The organism is Streptomyces fagopyri (assembly GCF_009498275.1).
GTDB lineage: Bacteria > Actinomycetota > Actinomycetes > Streptomycetales > Streptomycetaceae > Streptomyces > Streptomyces fagopyri.
The window spans coordinates 7,763,582-7,781,108 of sequence record NZ_CP045643.1; the positions used below are offsets into that span (position 1 = coordinate 7,763,582).

The 17,527-nt window shown below is 73.3% G+C and carries 13 protein-coding genes and 2 pseudogenes; 5 read left to right on the forward strand and 10 right to left on the reverse strand.

Annotated features, from left to right (window positions below; translation table 11 throughout):
- Positions 1-178 precede the first annotated feature (178 nt).
- The 3 genes from GFH48_RS33610 to pdxR all read right to left on the reverse strand — a co-directional run bounded on the left by GFH48_RS33610 (position 179) and on the right by pdxR (position 5,724).
- The gene (locus GFH48_RS33610) at positions 179-1,693 is read right to left on the reverse strand and encodes a GNAT family N-acetyltransferase (RefSeq protein ID WP_194280748.1); all 1,515 of its coding nucleotides are present in this window, start codon (positions 1,691-1,693) and stop codon (positions 179-181) included.
- A gap of 759 nt (positions 1,694-2,452) precedes the next feature.
- Positions 2,453-4,051, reverse strand: a complete 1,599-nt coding sequence (locus GFH48_RS33615; protein ID WP_153291846.1) for an alkaline phosphatase D family protein — start codon at positions 4,049-4,051, stop codon at positions 2,453-2,455.
- A gap of 176 nt (positions 4,052-4,227) precedes the next feature.
- On the reverse strand, positions 4,228-5,724 hold the full coding sequence (pdxR, locus tag GFH48_RS33620) for a MocR-like pyridoxine biosynthesis transcription factor PdxR (protein WP_153291847.1): 1,497 nt from the start codon (positions 5,722-5,724) through the stop codon (positions 4,228-4,230).
- Positions 5,725-5,771: 47 nt separating this feature from the next.
- Here pdxR and GFH48_RS40305 point away from each other — a divergent pair.
- Positions 5,772-6,170: pseudogene (locus GFH48_RS40305) on the forward strand (EamA family transporter); the annotation flags it as partial.
- Positions 6,171-6,677: 507 nt separating this feature from the next.
- On the opposite strand, the gene GFH48_RS33630 reads toward GFH48_RS40305, so the two are convergent.
- A complete protein-coding gene (locus GFH48_RS33630) occupies positions 6,678-7,508 on the reverse strand; it encodes an alpha/beta fold hydrolase (RefSeq protein WP_153291848.1) in 831 nt (276 codons plus the stop codon).
- A 254-nt stretch (positions 7,509-7,762) separates the two neighbouring features.
- On the opposite strand from GFH48_RS33630, the gene sigJ reads away from it, so the two are divergent.
- Positions 7,763-8,683, forward strand: a complete 921-nt coding sequence (sigJ, locus tag GFH48_RS33635) for an RNA polymerase sigma factor SigJ (RefSeq protein WP_153291849.1) — start codon at positions 7,763-7,765, stop codon at positions 8,681-8,683.
- Positions 8,684-8,935: 252 nt separating this feature from the next.
- Entirely contained in the window at positions 8,936-9,697 is a 762-nt protein-coding gene (locus tag GFH48_RS33640; protein WP_153293232.1) for a GntR family transcriptional regulator, read from the forward strand.
- A gap of 463 nt (positions 9,698-10,160) precedes the next feature.
- Here the strand turns inward: GFH48_RS33640 and GFH48_RS33645 are convergent, their stop codons facing one another.
- From GFH48_RS33645 to GFH48_RS33655, 3 genes are all read right to left on the reverse strand, one after another.
- On the reverse strand, positions 10,161-11,318 hold the full coding sequence (locus tag GFH48_RS33645) for an ROK family transcriptional regulator (protein ID WP_153291850.1): 1,158 nt from the start codon (positions 11,316-11,318) through the stop codon (positions 10,161-10,163).
- Positions 11,319-11,418: 100 nt separating this feature from the next.
- Positions 11,419-12,081: a response regulator transcription factor gene (locus tag GFH48_RS33650; RefSeq protein ID WP_153291851.1), complete on the reverse strand. Its 663-nt coding sequence runs from the start codon at positions 12,079-12,081 to the stop codon at positions 11,419-11,421.
- 218 nt (positions 12,082-12,299) lie between these two features.
- Positions 12,300-13,448, reverse strand: coding sequence for a sensor histidine kinase (locus GFH48_RS33655; protein ID WP_153291852.1), 1,149 nt, complete (start codon positions 13,446-13,448; stop codon positions 12,300-12,302).
- Between the two features lie 108 nt (positions 13,449-13,556).
- On the opposite strand from GFH48_RS33655, the gene GFH48_RS33660 reads away from it, so the two are divergent.
- Positions 13,557-14,501 carry an ABC transporter ATP-binding protein gene (locus tag GFH48_RS33660; protein WP_153291853.1) on the forward strand — a complete coding sequence of 315 codons (945 nt, stop codon included), beginning with the start codon at positions 13,557-13,559 and terminating at the stop codon, positions 14,499-14,501.
- Positions 14,498-15,223, forward strand: coding sequence for an ABC transporter permease subunit (locus GFH48_RS33665; protein ID WP_153291854.1), 726 nt, complete (start codon positions 14,498-14,500; stop codon positions 15,221-15,223). Before GFH48_RS33660 ends, GFH48_RS33665 begins: the two co-directional genes overlap by 4 nt.
- 102 nt (positions 15,224-15,325) lie before the next feature.
- Here GFH48_RS33665 and mug read toward each other — a convergent pair whose 3' ends face one another.
- From mug to GFH48_RS33680, 3 genes and pseudogenes are all read right to left on the reverse strand, one after another.
- Positions 15,326-15,835: a G/U mismatch-specific DNA glycosylase gene (mug, locus tag GFH48_RS33670; protein WP_228121069.1), complete on the reverse strand. Its 510-nt coding sequence runs from the start codon at positions 15,833-15,835 to the stop codon at positions 15,326-15,328.
- A gap of 44 nt (positions 15,836-15,879) precedes the next feature.
- A complete protein-coding gene (purB, locus tag GFH48_RS33675; RefSeq protein WP_153291856.1) occupies positions 15,880-17,322 on the reverse strand; it encodes an adenylosuccinate lyase in 1,443 nt (480 codons plus the stop codon).
- A 59-nt stretch (positions 17,323-17,381) separates the two neighbouring features.
- Positions 17,382-17,504: pseudogene (locus GFH48_RS33680) on the reverse strand (DUF4326 domain-containing protein); the annotation flags it as partial.
- Positions 17,505-17,527: the final 23 nt, after the last annotated feature.

The window sequence follows — 17,527 nt, forward strand, 5'->3', positions numbered from 1 at the left end:
CTCCCCGGGCGGGCGGCATCTGGCGCACCCTGTCGCGGCACCGGGCGGAGACCCGGGTACGGCGAGGCGGAAACCCGGGTACGTCCGGTACGCGGGTTTCCGCCGGGCACTCCGAGAGCACGACCGGACGCCGCGAGTTCCACCCTGCGCGCGGGCGACGGGAGTTGTGCGCCGCGGGCTAGTCCCGAGTGATCCGCTCGCCGCGCGGCGCCCCGTGCCGGCCCTGCTCCTGCTCCTGCTCCTGGACGTACGGAAGCGCGGACGTCCCCGGTGTCGTGTCCAGGCGGGCCGTGATCACGAGGGTGCCCTCCTCGATCTGGTAGTCGAGGGGCAGCTCCAGACCCCGCATCGCGGCGACCATCCCGGTGTTGGAGGCCTGCGTGACGGCGTACACGCTGTCGCACCCCGCCTCGACCGCCATCGCCACCAGACGGCCGAGCAGTTCGGCACCGATGCCGCGCCGCTGCCAGTCGTCCTCGACGAGCAGTGCGATCTCGGTCTCGTCACCGTCCCAGAGGAGGTGGCCGAGCCCGACCATGCGCCCCGACGGTGTCCGGACGGCGAGAGTACGGCCGAAGCGCGGGCTGAGCAGGTGGTTCAGATAGCGGTCGGCGTCTTTGACCGGCCCGTGGTACCGCATGTTCAGTGTGCGTGACGAGCAGCGCTCGTGCATCGCCTTCGCGGCCTCCAGATCGGAGACGTCGACGCGGCGGACGGTGATCTCGTTGCCCTCCGGCAACGTCAGCATGTCCTGGCCCCGGGGGATGCGCGGACCCAGGCGCGCGTCCAGCTCGACCAGCGCCCGCGCCCGCGCGAACTCGGTCGGCGTGAACGGCAGGTACGGCCGCTCCACCGTGATCACCCCACCCTCCGGTGCGCGCAGCCGCATCACCGTGTCTTCCAGCGCTCCTTCGACCGGCGCTCCTTCTACCGCCCGGCCCGATCCGGGAGACCTGGCCGGCAGCGAACGGATGGTGCAGCGACCGAGCAACTGCCGGAGGGCCAGCGGAAGTTCCGCCGCGTCCAGAGCGGTTCGCGTGGCCAGTCCCAGGACGCGGGTGGGCGCGTCCACCAGATCGTGGGCGTCGGCCCGTTCGATCCAGGTGCCGGTGCCGCCCGCCAGGGAGAGCGCGCGGGTGATCTCGGACGCGGCCAGCTGCGCGGGAGCGCGCAGCAGGAACTCGTCCACGGTCCCTTCCGCGAGCGGGTGTGTCTGCAGGCTGAGGATGTCGACCCGCCGGTGCGCCAGCGCCGTGCAGAGTGCCGCCAGTGAACCCGGCTCGTCCTTGACCGTGGTCCGCATCCGCCACAGCACCGTCGCCCCGGCGGCGGTCTCCGGTGCCGCCCCGGCGTCCTCGGTCTCCTCTGCCTCCCCGGCCTCCGTGGTCCTTTCGGTCTTCCCGGGCTGACCGCGCCGCCCGGACCGCCGCCCGTCGGCGATCGTCCGGGCACCGGTATGGTCCGGCGGCGGCGCGTGACCGTGGCGGCGTGCCCACCATGTGTGGAATCCGGCCGTGGCGACCAGGACGGCGGCCGAGATCACCAGCAGGGCGGCCCCGTCGGGGCCGTGCCCGATCAGGTTGGCGACGGCGTCCGCGACCGTGACGGCCGTGAACAGCGCGGCGAGTTCCACGACGTCCCGCCGCCAGTGGTGCACAGGACGACCGTGCCTCGCACGGGTCACATCAGACATGTCTGGAGTCATGGAGCCACTGTGAAGGAGTGGTGTTGCGTGATCACGAACGGTCTGTGACTGATCGGTAAAGTGTCCTTCTATCCCTTTTGTAGTTCTTTTTGCGGTTGTTTTGCCTCCTTCGGAGCACTTGAGTTACGCGCCTGGTCAGGCGTCCGGCCACGGGGCCAGTGCCGTCCGGAGGCGACGAGCCTGTGTCACCACTTTGGACGAGCCGCGTCGGCCGGCCGTCTGCGCGAGATGGACGAGATCACCACGCGCCCCGGACCGCTCGGCGGACTCCGCGGCGACGGCCGGCAGATCCCCGAGCCCCCGCGAGGGCGTGGCGTCCGTACGCGCCCCGGCCTGATGCGCCGTCAGGCAGCCCGTAAGGAAACGCTGATGGTCCTTGCTCCCGGTCGGCGTCGCGCCCCGCGAGGTCTCGAACCCCGGGCGCCCGCCGCCCGGCACGGACTCCACCACGCAGGGTCGGACGCAAGCCACGGCCTGCGGGGATCGCGTCATGGAAAAACCGTGGGGGCGACCCCGGACAACCGTCTCCGACCTGCGAACTCGCCCGTCGCGAGGGTGTCCGGGCCGACTCCGCGGAACCGCTCGGTCGGCCGGTGCGGCGACGGGCCGGGCGGGGTGGGGGAAGGGCTGGCCACCCGGCCGAGCGGGCAGCGGTGGCGCGCGCGGCCACGCGGGCGCGCACCGGGGGATGACTCCGGTGCGCGACCCGACACGTCGAGGGTACGGGAGTCGGAAGGGCCCGTGGAGCTACTGACCCACACGGCCCGGCTGGAGCACCTGTGTGAACAGCACGCTGCCGTCCTGTTCCCGCAGACGCACCGTCAACTCCCCGCTGTCGCCGTTGATGTCGACCTCGCCGAAGAACTGGTAACCCTCGGCCGGCGAGACGTTGGAGGCCGTGGGCGCCTTGACGAAGACCCGGTCCGGTCCGAAGGTGCCGTCGAGGGCGCTCGCCGGGAAGGCGCCCGCGTTGAGCGGTCCGGAGACGAACTCCCAGAAGGGCTCGAAGTCCTTGAACGCGGCGCGCGACGGGTGGTAGTGCTGCGCCGAGGTGTGGTGCACGTCGGCGGTCAGCCACACCGTTCCGGTGATCCTGCGGTGCTTGACGAAGCGCAGCAGTTCCGCGATCTGCAGTTCGCGGCCGAGCGGAGCGCCCGGGTCGCCCTGTGCGACGGCCTCGAAGTTCGGCCTGCCCTCGTTGGCGTCGGGCACGACAAGGCCGAGCGGCATGTCGTTGGCGATCACCTTCCACACCGCGCGCGACGCGGCCAGCTCGCGCTTGAGCCATTCCAGTTGTTCTCGCCCGAGGATGCCCTGTGGGTCGGTGGTCTGGTCGTCGGCCGAGTTGGCGTTCCGGTAGGTACGCATGTCCAGCACGAACACGTCCAGGAGCGGTCCGTGGTGGACGGTCCGGTAGATCCTGCCGTCCGGGCGCCCGCTGATCGAGGAGATCGGGAAGTACTCGGAGAAGGCACGCCGGGAACGGACCGCCAGGTCGTCCAGCGCCGTGCCGGCCGGGTAGGGCGTGCCGGCTCCGATGACCTCTCCGGGATACCAGTTGTTGCGGACCTCGTGGTCGTCCCACTGGATGACGTTCGGCACCTGGGCGTTGAAGCGGCGCAGCGCCGAATCCAGCAGGTTATAGCGGAAGTTGCCCCGGTAGTCGGCGAGGGTCACCGCGACGTGCGACTTCTCCTCGGTGGTGACGTTCCGGTAGACGCTGCCGTCCGGAAGCGGTGCGGTGGCCGCGATCGTGCCGTCGGCGTAGATGTTGTCGCCGCTGCACAGGAAGAAGTCCGGATCCACCTTCGCCATGGCGTCGAAGATCCGGTAGCCGCCGATCGACTCGTTGATGCCCCAGCCCTGTCCGGCCAGGTCACCGGACCAGACGAACCGCACGTCCCGGCGCCGCTTCGCGGGCGCGGTCCGGAAGGTGCCCGTCACCGGCTCGCCGGTACGCCGGGGGTCGTCGGCGTCGGCGAGCAGGACGCGGTAGTGGATCTGCTCGCCGGAGGGCAGTCCGCGCAGCCGTGTCGTCCCGGTGAAGTCGGTGTCCGCGCCGAGCAGCGGACCGTGCCACCTGCGCGGGTTGCGGAACGATTCGGTGGCGGACGTCTCGACGATCATCCGGGCCGGACGGTCGGAACGGACCCAGACCAGACCGGAGTCCGCGCTCACGTCGCCGGCCTGGACGCCCCAGCCGGCCCTCGGCCGTCCGGACAGGGCCAGCGCCGGGGCGGCGCCGAGCGCGGTGGGCAGCGCCAGCGCGGCCGAGGCGGCCAGCGTGCCGCGCAGCACGCCGCGGCGGCCGGGGAGCGGGAGGGGGCCTTGCGGACGGTGTGACATGAATGCGCCTCCAGGGACGGATCCGGTCGGTGTGCAAGGCCACAACTACTGGTGCGCCGCAGCGCGTACGCAAACCGCGGGTGAACAACTGGCCCTGCGGACAACGGAGTCCGCGAACGCCACCTACGTCGCACACGCGTCGGCCCGCGCGTTCAACTGCGTCGCCGCGTGCCCGCTCACCCGGCGGCCCCACCCCGTACCGCCTCCGCCAGCAGCCTCACCCCTTCCCGGATCCGCGCGGGGGACAGGTGCGCGTAACCGAGGACCAGACGAACGCCACCCGTCCGCACCGCCTGTTCGTAGTCCAACAGCGGACGCACCGCCACCCCGGCCGCGGTCGCCCGGGCCAGGAAGTCGTCCACCGGCCCGTACCGTTTCGGCAGCGCGGCGATGACGTGCAGACCCGCCGCGATCCCGGACACCTCCGTACCGGGAAAGCGCTCGGCGAGGGCGGAGACGAGGGCGTCCCGCCGTTCCCGGTAGGCGCGCCGGCACCGGCGCAGCTGCCGGTCGTAGTCGCCCCGCTCCACGAAACGGGCCAGGAGCGCCTGATCGACGACGGGGTTGCCCAGATCCATGGTGCGCTTGCGCGCGACGACCTCCCCGGCGAGCGACGCCGGTGCGAGCAGCCAGCCGAGCCGCAGGCCGGGCGCGAGCGACTTGCTGACCGACCCCGTGTAGGCGACACGCTCGGGATCGAGGCCCTGAAGTGCCCCCACGGGAGCCCGGTCGTAGCGGAAGTCCCCGTCGTAGTCGTCCTCGATCACCAGCCCCTCCACCGACCGTGCCCAGTCGAGGAGTTCGGCGCGGCGCCGCGCCGAGTACGCGATTCCCGACGGGAACTGATGGGCGGGCGTCGTCACCACGGCTCGTACGCCCGACGCCCGCAGCGGTCCCATGGCCAGCCCCTCCCCGTCCAGGGGAAGCGCCACGGTGCCGACCGCGGCCGAGGCGTACAGGGCACCGTGCTCGGGGCTGCCGGGGTCCTCGACACCGACGGCGCGCATCCCGCGCGCGTGGAGGACGAATCCGAGCAGCGTCATCGCCTGCGCGACCCCGGAGACCACGACGACGCGCTCCGGGTCGGCGACCACGCCACGGCGTCGCACGAGCAGTTCCGCCATGGCCGTGCGCAGCCGGGGCAGACCACGCGGATCGGGGTAACCCAGTGCGTGGTGCGGCAGTTCGGCGAGCACCGCGCGCTGGGTGGCGGCCCAGGCGGCACGCGGGAACAGGGACAGGTCCGGTGTCCCGGGAAGGAAGTCGGCGCCGCCCCCGGTGGGCCGCGGGGCGAGATCGCGGGCGCCCGGACGGCCCGCTCGGACGGCGTCGCCGACCCAGGTCCCCGCGCCCCGCCCGCTGCGCAGGTACCCCTCCGCGGTCAACTGCTCGTACGCCTCCGTGACCAGCCCCCGCGACACACCGAGATCGACGGCCAGTTCGCGGGTGGACGGCAGCCGGGTGCCCGGCGCCAGCCGGCCCGTACGGACCGCCTCCCGCAGCGCGGCCTGAAGCGTTCGGCCTCGCGCGCGCGTCGGCGCCGAGGCGGTCGGCAGCAGCAGTTCCCAGGCGGCCGTCCACGGTGCGGGACCCGCCGGACCGGGGCCGCTCGGGGCGCGGACACCTGAGGCGCCGTCGGCCGGCCCGCCGTGAGTGGTCCTCGATGACGTCATCGAAGTGGACCTTAAGCCGGGCCGCGACCCTTCGTAGCGTCACCGGCATGAACGCCACCACCAAGGGGTCGCTGCTCGCCGCCCTCGCCTGTGTTCTCGTCGGAGCCTCCTTCACGGCGAACAGCGTCCTGGGCCACTACCCGTACGCGGGCGGCCAGTTCCTGCGATACGGACTCGCCTGCGCGCTGCTGCTGCCCCTGGTCGGCCGCGACGGCACGGCACCGCTGCGCCGGCTCGCGCCCCGCCGGTGGGCGCGGCTGGCGCTGCTCGCGGCCGTGGGCATGGTCGGCTTCAACCTCGCCGTGCTCGCCGCGGAACGCACGGCGGAACCGGCGGTCCCAGGGGTCTTCGTGGGCTGCGCCCCGGTCGTCGTGGCCGTGATCGTCCCGCTCACCGAGGGGCGCCGTCCGCGGCGCCGGGTCCTGCGCGGGGCGATGCTCGTCGCGCTGGGCGCCTGCACCGTCCAGGGCTGGGGCCGTACCGACGGCGTGGGCATCGCGTGCTCCGTGTGCGCGCTGGCCGGCGAGGTGGGCTTCGCGGTCCTCGCCGTGCCGGTGCTGCGCCCCCTGGGCCCACGTCTCCTGTCGGCCACCGTGTGCGGGATCGCCGCCCTCGAGTCGGCGGCGGCCGGCATCCTCACCGGCGGTCGTGGATGGCTGCGGGTGCCGGACGCCGCCGAGGCCACCGCGCTGCTGTGGCAGGCGGTGGTGGTCACGGTCGTCGGCTTCGTGGCCTGGTACATGGGCATGCAGCGCATCGGCGCGGAGCGCGCCACGCTCTTCTCCGGCCTCATCCCGGTCGCGGCGGCCTGCACCGCCCCGCTCGTCGGCACGGGGTCCTACGGCGCCGCGCAGGCCGTCGGCAGCGCGCTCGTCGGTACGGGAGTCGCCCTCGGTTCCGGAGCACGGTGCCGCCGCGCCGGGAAGCGCGCCCGGGCCGCGGGCGCGCCCTGTTCAGCGGCTGCCGTCGAGAATGACGCGGGCGACGAGCGCGGGGTCGTCGTTCATCGGGACGTGCCCGCAGCCGGGCAGCCGCACCAGCCGGGCCCGGGGAATGATCTGCTTGGCACGGACGCCCTGACGGCGCAGCAGCAGCCGGTCCCGGGCGCCCCAGGCCACGGTGACGGGCAGCCCCGGGACGTCGTCCGTGAACCGGACGGAGATGCCGGCCCGCAGCGTCTCGGTGAATCCCTCGGCGTGGGCCAGCGCAAGGGTCTCGGCGACGACGGCCTCGGGTGAACGGCGGCCGGGCCGGGCGTAGATGGTGCTGGTCAGGGCGGCCCGACCGGCCGCCGTGCGCGAGAGGCGTTCGACCGCGGGAAGAGGCAGGCGGCGCGCGCCCTGCCGCATCGCCAGCAGCACCCCGAAGGCGTACCGCCGCTCGGCCGTCGTCCAGAAACCGGCGGGGGACAGCGCGGTGACGGACCGTACGAGCTTCTCGCGGCCCAGCTCCAGGGCCAGGAGCCCGCCCAGCGAGTTGCCCGCCACGTGCGGCCGGTCGAGTTCCAGCGCCTCGCACAGCGCGCCGAGCGCGGGTACCACCGTGCCGAGATCGTGGGTGAGCCCGTCGGGCAGCGCGGGCGACGCGCCGAACCCGGGCAGGTCGACGGCTATCACCTCGCGCTCGGCCGCCAGGATGTGGACGACCGGGTCCCAGGCCTGCCGGTGGTGACCGATGCCGTGCAGCAGGAGCAGCGGTTCTCCGGTGCCCACGCGCGCGTAGGACATGGTCACGGTCTTCGGGCCGTGCGCGGAGGGGAGGCTGAAGGAGACCGTGGCGGACATGATGCTGCTCCTCGTCTGGTGGCACGCTGTCGGAACCAACTCCGTAGACAGCTTGTCAGCAACCGCTACCGACGGGTAGCCCCCGGTCGCCGGGAACCGGGCGACACGCGCGCGTGCCCGCCGTCGCACCGCGCCCGCACCGCCCACACCCACGTCAACTCCCCTCGCGTGTCGACGGATCGGACTCCCGCCGCTCCGCTCGGGGGGAGCCGTGCCGCCTGGACAGGACGGGGAGCGTCGGCTGGGATGGAGGCGTGACCACCGACATCGCGACCGAGGTCTTCGAAGAACACCGCTCCGTCCTCATGGGCGTCGCCTACCGCATGCTGGGGCGGGTGGCCGACGCGGAGGACGTGGTCCAGGAGGCCTGGCTCCGCTGGTCGGGCGTGGACCGGAGCGAGATCCGCGAACCGCGCGGCTACCTGGTGCGGGTCACCACCCGGCTCGCCATCGACCGGCTGCGCCAGGTCAAGTCGCGCAACGAGGCCTACGTGGGCCCGTGGCTCCCCGAACCGTACGCCACCGACTTCGGGAACCTCGGCAACCCCCGGAACCCGGGGAACTTCGAGGGCACGGTCGAGGACACCGCCGAGCGGGCCGTGCTCGCCGACTCCGTCTCCCTCGCCGTCCTCGTCGTCCTGGAGTCGCTGTCCCCCCTGGAACGCGCGGTGTTCGTGCTCAGGGAGGCCTTCGGGTTCCCGTACGCGGAGATCGCCGCCGTCCTGGACCGCGGCGAGCCGGCGGTGCGCCAGCTCGCGGGACGGGCCCGCAAGCACGTCGGGGAGAGGCGCCCGCGCTACGAGGTCGACCCGGCCGAACGCCGTGATCTGACCGAACGGTTCCTCGCCGCGGCGTCGGAGGGGGACCTGGAGGGGCTCATGTCCCTGCTGGCCCCGGACGTCCGGCTGATCGGCGACAGCGGTGGCCTGTCCAAGGCGCCGCTGCGGGTCATCGAAACGGCCGACAAGGTGGGCCGCTTCCTCCTCGGAGTCGCGCGGAAGAACGTCACCGACCTCTCGTTCCGCCTCCTGGAGCTCAACGGCGGCGCGGCGATGCTGATCCTGTCCGGCGACGAGCCCGACAGCGTCTTTCAACTGGACGTCGTGGACGGCCGGATCCAGTGCGTCTACATCGTGCGCAACCCGGAGAAGCTGGTGTCCCTGGGCAACCAGTAGCCGCACCGGCCCCCTTATCAGCCGAAAGCCCCCGTTCCGAGGACGGGGGCTTTCGTCGTCATGTCACGAACATCGCCCCGCGCGAACGGTCCGTGAACGCTCCGCCGCACCCCGCCTATGCAATGCGTAAGGGATCGAGGATTGGTCTTGACCAAGGGTGAGGGCGGCTTTATGGTCGCAGGGATAGTGCAGGAACCTTTATTAAACAAGGGCGCTAAACGCCGCCGGGCCACGGCGATTGCGGAGGACAGGGTGGGGACCACGCAGTTGGAAACGGTGCCGGAGCCGAAGTACTGGCATCTCAGGACGGTGCTCAGCGAGGCACTGGACTCGGAGTTCTCGGTGGGCGAGATCCTGCCCAACGAGCGCGATCTCGCGGCCAGGTTCGGGGTCGCCAGGGCCACCCTGCGCCAGGCACTCGAACAGCTCGAGCTCGAAGGACGTCTGCAACGGCGCCGCGGAGTGGGCACCACCGTGGCCCCGCCGCGCGTGGGCGTGGCCGTCGGATCCGAGCAGCACGTGTGGCCGGGCGCGGTCGGCGACGCCTGGCAGCCCACGGACTGCGCGACGGCGGTTCCGCCCGCCGCGGTGGCCGACGCCCTGCGGACCGGCCATGACGTCGCGGTGCACACCATCCGCCGCTCCCGGGGTACGCACGGCCAGCCCGTCGCCGCCGAGCTGCTCTACGTCCCGGCGGGCTCGGTGCCCGACCTCTCGGCGATAGACGCGCCGGTGGGGGCGGCACGCGCGCGTGCCGTGCTCCGCGAACTGCAGCGCCTCGAACTGGACGGCCAGGACCGCGCCGTCGAACTCGGCTCGGCCGGCGCGGACGACGCCAAGGAGCTGGACCGGCTGCCCGGAGCGCCCGTCCTCGTCGTCACGACCCGGTTCTACGCGCGAGGGCGCACCGCGGCGGTCTCCGTGGCCACGTACCGCGCCGACACCTGCCGGCTGACCTTCGGGGATTCCGGGGGCGTGGAGATCCACCACGACCCGGAGCGCCGGGCTTCCTGAAGTCCCGGGGCTCGCCGCGATCAGCGTCGCGGGTGAGCGGGAGCCGTACGGCGGGGCTGCCGCCGAGTTCTGACCGTCGCGCCCCCGGAGTACACCGGGGGCGCGACGGCTTTCGCCCACCAGGCCTGGCCTGCCGTTCTTCGGCGCGGCGGGCTGCGGTGCGGCGGACTGCGGTGTGGTGCGGTGCGGTGTTTCGGGCTCGGGCTGCGGTGCGGTGCGGTGTTTCGGGCCTGCGGGTTTCGTCGTGGTCGTGCGGATGTCGGCGCGCGGTTCCCGGCGCGTGCCGGTCGGCGTCCGGCGCGCGGTTCCCGAGGCGTACTCGTCGGCGTCCGGCGTCCGGTCCTGGGATGCGGGCCGGTGTGCGGTTGCCGACGCGCGTTTCTCGGCGGCCGGTTCTCGGCGGACGGCCGGCGGCGGGCGGTCGTCCGCTCACGGTGACGGTCCCGGCGGGGAGTCCGGTCGTTCAGCGGCGCGCCGTCACGGTTCCCTCCACCGCGAACAGCTGTTCCTCCACATGGTCGAGGGCCAGCCGCAGGGCACCCGTCGCGATGGCGGCCTCGCCCAGGAGGGAGAGCGTCACCTTGGGCGGACGCAGACAGTAGCGGGCCAACTCGCGTCGCAGCGGCTCCAGTACGCCGTCCAGGCCGGCCGCCCAGCCGCCGATCACGACGAGTTCGGGATCGAGGGCGAGGGCCAGGGCCGCCACGTCGTGCACGAGCCGCTGGATGAAGCGTTCGACCGCCGCGCCGGCCCGCTGGTCGCCGCCCTTGGCGAGTGCGAAGACCTCGGCGACGGCCTGCTCGTCGAGCGGGTGCAACGGCTCGTCCGTGGTCGACAGGAGCGTCTCGGGAGTCGCCTCGCTGCCCAGCAGATGCAGCGCCCCGATCTCCCCGGCGGCGCCCCCGTATCCCCGGTGCAGCCGTCCGCCGATCAGCGACCCCGCGCCGGGGCTCAGCCCGGCCAGCACGAACACCACGTCGTCCGACTCGGTGGCCGAGCCCTTCCAGTGCTCGGCGACCGCCGCCGCGTTGGCGTCGTTCTCCACCAGCACCGGGCACTTGAAGGAACGGCTCAGCCGCTCGCCCAGCCGCAGCCCCGTCCACTCCGGCAGCGCCGTGCCCAGCCGAACGGTGCCGTCCGCCTCGACGATCCCGGGGCTTCCGACGCCCACCGCGCGCAGGGAACTGCGGGCGACCCCGGCCCGGCGCAGCAACTCGGCGACCGCTGTGCGCAGCCGGTCGAGTCGCTCGTCCGCCGGCGCCGCCTCGTCCACCTCCTTGGAGAGCGCGCCCAGTACCCGCCCGTCCAGATCGGCCAGGAGCACGGCGACCCGGTGCGGTCCGATCTCCAGACCCAGCAGATGTCCCGCCTCGGCCCGGAACCTGAACCGGCGTGCCGGGCGGCCCTGACGCCGTGCGGCGCCCTCCTCGGCCGCCTTCTCGACCACGAGCCCGGCCTCGATCAGCCCTTCGACGACGCCCTCGACCGTCGGCCGCGAGAGCCCGGTCACCCGGGTGACCTCGGTGAGGGTCGCGCAGTCAGTGGCCCGCAGCGCGTGCAGCACCACCGCGGAATTGATCCTTCGCAGCAGAGAAGGGTCCCCGCCGGTCAACCGCCCCAACGTCCGTCCTCCCAGCTAGCGCGCGTGTTGGCCGGATCGTACTCGGCGCGGCGCGCTCCGGCGAGGGCCGGGGACCCCCTTCGTCACCGGCGGGTCGTTCTCAGCCGGGGGCCACGAAGCCCGACTCGTACGCCGCGATCACCGCCTGAGTGCGGTCCCGGGCGCCCAGTTTCGCCAGTACGGCGCTGACGTGCGACTTCACCGTCTCCGTGCCGACCACCAGCCGCGCCGCCATCTCCGCGTTCGACAGCCCACGCGCCATCAGCCGCAGCACGTCCGCCTCCCGCTCGGTCAGCGCGGCCCGCTCCATGACCGCCCGCGCCGCGGGACTGCCCGCGTCGCTCCCGTACGCGGCGGCCAACTGCCGTACGGAAGCGGGGAAGAGCAGCGACTCGCCCTCGGCGACCAGCCGCACGGCGTGCACGATCTCGGCCGGCCTTGCCCGCTTCAGCAGGAACCCGTCGGCACCCGCGCGCAGCGCCTCGTAGACGTACTCGTCGTTCTCGAACGTCGTCACCACGAGGATCTTCGGTGGATCGGCGACGGTCCGCAGCACCGCGCGGGTGGCCTCGATGCCGTCCATGAGGGGCATACGGACGTCCATGGCGACCACGTCCGGCCGCAACCGCCGAACCAGCGGGATCACCGCGGCGCCGTCGGCCGCCTCCCCGACGACCTCGATGTCCGGCTGCGACTCCAGGACGGCGCGCAGCCCGGCCCGTACGAGGGGTTCGTCGTCGACGAGGAGCACGGTGACCGGCATCCCGCCAGCGTAGATCACGCCCAACGGACCGTCAGGGGCCCGGGTCCGACACCGGTTCCCGCCCACCGTGCGCGGCCGGTGCCGGCGGTACGGACCGGCGGACGTGGACCGCATGGACCCGCCGACGCCGACGCCGACCGGGACGGACCAGCGGGCGTCGACGGAACGGGCCGGCCGGTGCCGGCCGGCGCGGACGCGGGGGTGCCGACCGGCACGGATCAGCGCAGCGGCAGGTCCACCCGCACCTGCCAGTCGCCCTCGTCGGGTCCGGTTCGCGCCCGTCCGCCGAGCAGCGCCGCCCGCTCCCGTATCCCGCGCAGACCGCTGCCCCGGCCGGACCCCGGTGTCCTTCCGTTCAGCGGACTGCGGACCTCCAGGCCGAGGCTGCGGCCGTCGACCGCGATGCGCACCCGCACCGGCACACCGCCCGCGTGCCGCAGCACGTTGGTGAGGGACTCCTGGAGGATGCGGTACCCCTCGCGGGACACCGGCCCCGGCACGGTCTCCAGCGGGCCCGTCACCTCGGCGTCGACCTCCGCCCCCGAGGCGCGCGCCGAGTCCAGGAGCCGGTCGGCCTCGGTCAGCGTCGGTCTGCCGCTCGCCGGGCGCCCCGGCTCGCGCAGTACACCGAGCACCCGTTCCAGATCCTCCAGGGCGGCCCGGCCGGTGTCCTCGATGGCGCCGAGCGCCCGGTCGGTGAACGCGGCGTCGCCGGCCGCCCGCGCGGCGCCCGCCTGCACCACCGCCACCGTCAGCGCGTGACCGATCGAGTCGTGCAGCTCACGGGCGATTCGCGTGCGCTCCAGAAGCTGCTCGGTGCGCTCCTCCAGGGCGGTGAGCCGCTCGGCGGGGGAGGGGCCCAGAAGGCGGCGTGCGACGGCCGTGGTCAGCTCGCCGAGGCCGACGACGCCGGCGTAGAGGGCGAGCAGCGGCAGCGGGGCGAGGAGCGCGTACGCCGCGTGCGGGCGGGACACCGACACGACCGGGCCGTCGACCGGACTCCACGCCGACCTGAGCACGTCGACGGAGGTCATCGGCAGCCAGACGGTGAGCACACAGGCCGCCGCGCCCATCACCATCCGCGCCTCCAGCCAGAGCACGGTGCGCCATCTTTCCCGCCACGTGGCCGAGGGCGTGACCGAGATCGCGGTGTCCTCACTGTCCCGCGCCAGCATGTGGCGCGCCTGCACCCCCTCGCCGCGCCGCACGGCGGGGACCAGCCCCAGGGGGACCAGCAGCGCCGCGGGCACCCAGGGCTTCGACATGTCGATGAACAGCCACACGCTGACGAACAGCATGGGTACCCACAGATGCAGCAGGCGCGTGTACGTCGTCCCCCGGAACAGCGGGCGCAGAAGGCGGGCCATCGCGCCATCGTGCCAGGCGGCACCGGCGGCCGACGTCCCCCGGGCGGGGGAGACGATCTCCACCCGCGGGGGAGGCGCCCGCCGGTCGGTGACGGCCACGCTGGTCCCATGACCAGCATCGACGTCCAAGACCTGACCAAGGAGTACGGCGGCAGGCGCGCCGTGGACCACCTCACCTTCCGTGTTCTCCCGGGCCGCGTCACCGGATTCCTCGGCCCCAACGGCGCCGGGAAGTCCACCACCATGCGGCTGCTACTGGGCCTGGACCGGCCCACCTCCGGCAGCGCCCGCATCGGAGGCCGTGCCTACGCCACCCTCCACCGGCCGTTGCGCAGCGTGGGCGCGCTGCTCGACGCGCGGGCCGCGCACGGATCACGGACCGCCCGCGACCATCTGCGCGCGCTCGCCGCGAGCAACCGCCTCCCCGGACGCCGTGTGGACGAGGTGCTCGATCAGGCGGGACTCGCGTCGGTCGCGCGGCACCGGGTGAAGACGTACTCCCTCGGCATGCGCCAGCGACTGGGCATCGCCGCCGCGCTGCTCGGCGACCCGCCCGTGGTGCTGCTCGACGAACCGTCGAACGGACTCGACCCCGAAGGGATCATCTGGATCCGGGAGTTGATGCGCGAGCTGGCCCGGGAGGGCCGCACGGTCCTCGTCTCCAGCCACCTCATGAACGAGACCGCGTCCTTCGCCGACCACCTCGTCGTCCTCGGCCGCGGCCGGCTTCTCGCCGACACGTCCCTGCGCGAGTTCATCGACGCGCGGGTGCGGCCCCGGGTGCGGGTGCGCACCACGGAAGGGGCCGCCGTGCTGGGCGACCTGCTCGCCCGGCACGGCATCGAGTCCGTCCGGGGTGAGGACGGACGCTGGACCGCCCTCGGCGCCCGCGTGGAGGACATCGGTCGCCTCGCGGCGGCCGTGAACCTGCCGATCCTCGAACTCGCGGCGGAGGAAGCGACGTTGGAGGAGGCATACCTGGATCTGACGACGAACGAGACCGAGTTCGCCGGCACGCCGGCCCCGACGCGGCCGCAGGAGGCCCGACCATGACGTTCGTACCCGCGCTCCGCGCCGAGTGGATCAAAATCCGTACAGTGCGGTCGCTCGTCGGGGGACTGGTAGCCGTCCTCCTCGCCACGACGGCCTTCTCCGCGCTCGCCGGTCTCGACGACTCGGGCGGCCAGGATTCCGACCCGCTGTTCTCGGCGTTCTTCGGCGTCTGCTTCGGGCAGATCGCGGCGGTCGCCTTCGGCGCCCAGGCGGTCTCGGCCGAGTTCCGGGGCGGCGCCCTGCGTGTCTCGCTCGCCGCGGTCCCCGACCGCGCGCGGTGGTTCCTCGCCAAGGCGGTGGCCGTCGCGGGACCGGTATGTGTGACCGGTCTGGTCACGGGAGGCGCGAGCCTGGCCGTGGGCACCTCGGTGCTGGGCGCCAGGGCGAACGGACTGAGCCGGGGGGAGGAGCTGCGCGGTGTCGTCGGCTGTGCGGTCTATCTGACCCTGATGGCCCTGTTCGCGGTGGGACTCGCGGCCGTTCTGCGCAGCGGAGTCGCCACCCTGAGCATCCTCGTCCCGTTCCTCCTGATCGTGTCCTTCGTCGTCGGGGGAGCCTCGGGCACCGTGGCGGACTTCCTGCCGGACAAGGCGGGACAGGCGGTGCTGCACGAATCGGCGGACGGCGGCCCGGGGCCCTGGGCCGGACTCGGGGTGACCGCGCTGTGGGCCGCGGCCGCCCTGCTCGCGGGCGCGTGGAGTGTGCGCCGCCGGGACGCGTGAGCCTGGGAGCCGACGCCGCCGGGAGGCGTGAGCCCGGGAGTCGACGCCGCCGGGAGGCGTGAGCCCGGGAACCGGCACCGCGGGGACGCGTGTCCCCGGGAGCTAGTTCCTCAGGTCCCCGGCGGCGGCCGACCGCAGGCGTCCGAACTCCTCCGCCATCGTCGCGGCCGTCCAGTGCGCGTTGAGCCCGCTGGGATTGGGCAGCACCCACACCCGGCTGGACCCGATCCGCCGTTCCTGCGGGCCGATCGCCGCCCCGCGTTCGCCGAAGGCTGACCTGTACGCGGTTACCCCCACCACCGCGAGCCAGCTCGGCCGCAGCCGTTCCACCTTCGCGCCGAGCAGCCGGCCGCCCTCCCGGTACTCGTCCGGGGTCAGCTCGTCGGCCCGCGCCGTCGCCCGGGCCACCACGTTCGTGATGCCGAGCCCGTAGGACAGCAGTTCGTCCTGTTCCGAGGGCTTCAGCAGGCGGGGGGTGAAGCCCGACAGGTGGAGCACCGGCCAGAACCGGTTGCCGGGCCGGGCGAAGTGATGGCCCGTGGCGGCCGTCATCAGACCGGGGTTGATACCGCAGAACAGGACGCGGAGGCCGTCCGCGACGACATCCGGCACGAGCCGGTCGCGGGCGGCCTCCAGATCCGCGGGAGTCAGCCGCGTCAGAGGATCGCCCCCGGGGTGTAACCCGCGGCCTCCGGGTGCCGCTTCGCGATCTCCTCCACGCGGGCGACGACGACGGCGACCTGGTCGGCGGCGGCGCCCGTGAAGGACAGCTTGTCGGCCATCAGCGCGTCGAGCTGGGCACGGTCGAGCGGGATGCGCTCGTCCGCGGCGAGCTTGTCCAGCAGCTCGTTGCGCTCGGCGCCCTGCTCGCGCATCGCGAGGGCGGAGGCGACCGCGTTCTCCTTGATCGCCTCGTGGGCGACCTCACGGCCGACGCCGGCCCGCACCGCGCCCATCAGGACCTTGGTGGTCGCGAGGAACGGCAGGTAGCGGTCGAGTTCGCGGGCCACGACCGCCGGGAACGCGCCGAACTCGTCGAGGACGGTCAGGAAGGTCTCCAGCAGTCCGTCCAGCGCGAAGAACGCGTCGGGCAGCGCGACCCGGCGCACCACCGAGCAGGAGACGTCGCCCTCGTTCCACTGGTCGCCCGCCAGCTCACCGGTCATCGAGGCGTAGCCCCGCAGGATGACCATCAGGCCGTTGACGCGCTCGCAGGAGCGGGTGTTCATCTTGTGGGGCATGGCGGACGAGCCGACCTGGCCCGGCTTGAAGCCCTCGGTGACCAGCTCGTGCCCGGCCATCAGCCGGATCGTCTTGGCCAGCGACGACGGGGCGGCCGCCAGCTGCACCAGCGCGGTGACGACCTCGTAGTCCAGCGAGCGCGGGTAGACCTGACCCACGGAGGTGAAGGCCTGCGAGAAACCGAGGTGCCCGGCGACGCGCCGCTCCAGGTCGGCGAGCTTCGCCGCGTCCCCGTCCAGCAGGTCCAGCATGTCCTGCGCCGTGCCGACCGGGCCCTTGACGCCGCGCAGCGGGTAGCGGCCGAGCAGCTCCTCGACCCGGCCGTACGCGACGAGCAGCTCGTCGGCGGCGGTCGCGAAACGCTTGCCGAGCGTGGTCGCCTGCGCCGCGACGTTGTGCGAGCGGCCCGCCATGACCAGCTCGGCGTACTCACCCGCGAGCTTGCCGAGCCGCGTCAGTACGGCCACCGTGCGGTCCCGCGTCAGCTCGAGCGAGAGCCGGATCTGCAACTGCTCGACGTTCTCGGTGAGGTCCCGGGACGTCATGCCCTTGTGCACGTGCTCGTGCCCGGCGAGGTCGTTGAACTCCTCGATCCGCGCCTTCACGTCGTGCCGGGTGACCTTCTCGCGCTCGGCGATCGAGGCCAGGTCGACCTGGTCGAGGACACGCTCGTAGTCGGCGATGGCGGCGTCCGGCACCTCGATCCCGAGGTCCTTCTGCGCCCGCAGCACGGCGAGCCAGAGCTGACGCTCCAGCCTCACCTTCTGCTCGGGGGACCAGAGCGTGGCGAGCTCGGCGGAGGCGTAGCGTCCGGCGAGGACGTTGGGGATACGGGGCTTTGCGGGCGCGGCAGTCACGTGTAGGGAGTCTACTGGCGATTCGTGCAGGCCAGCGCCGGGGGGTTTGTCGGCGGAACCTACAAGGCGTCGCGGGCCGTGCGGGGGCGCCGGGTGCCGGCCGGCTCGGCGAGGACGTCGTCGTGGCACAGCTCGGGGGAGCACCGGCACGCCAGGATCCTGCCGCCCAGGGCGGTCACCTGGGCGAGGAGCGGCCTTGGTACGC

Excerpts from the sequence above, each read along its gene's own strand:
- GFH48_RS33630 (WP_153291848.1), bottom strand. The coding sequence starts at position 7,508 with ATGTCCGCCACGGTCTCCTTCAGCCTCCCCTCCGCGCACGGCCCGAAG.
- GFH48_RS33610 (WP_194280748.1), bottom strand. The coding sequence starts at position 1,693 with ATGTCTGATGTGACCCGTGCGAGGCACGGTCGTCCTGTGCACCACTGG.
- GFH48_RS33655 (WP_153291852.1), bottom strand. The coding sequence starts at position 13,448 with ATGGCCCGCCTTCTGCGCCCGCTGTTCCGGGGGACGACGTACACGCGC.
- GFH48_RS33665 (WP_153291854.1), top strand. The coding sequence starts at position 14,498 with ATGACGTTCGTACCCGCGCTCCGCGCCGAGTGGATCAAAATCCGTACA.
- pdxR (WP_153291847.1), bottom strand. The coding sequence starts at position 5,724 with ATGACGTCATCGAGGACCACTCACGGCGGGCCGGCCGACGGCGCCTCA.
- GFH48_RS33660 (WP_153291853.1), top strand. The coding sequence starts at position 13,557 with ATGACCAGCATCGACGTCCAAGACCTGACCAAGGAGTACGGCGGCAGG.
- GFH48_RS33615 (WP_153291846.1), bottom strand. The coding sequence starts at position 4,051 with ATGTCACACCGTCCGCAAGGCCCCCTCCCGCTCCCCGGCCGCCGCGGC.
- GFH48_RS33650 (WP_153291851.1), bottom strand. The coding sequence starts at position 12,081 with ATGCCGGTCACCGTGCTCCTCGTCGACGACGAACCCCTCGTACGGGCC.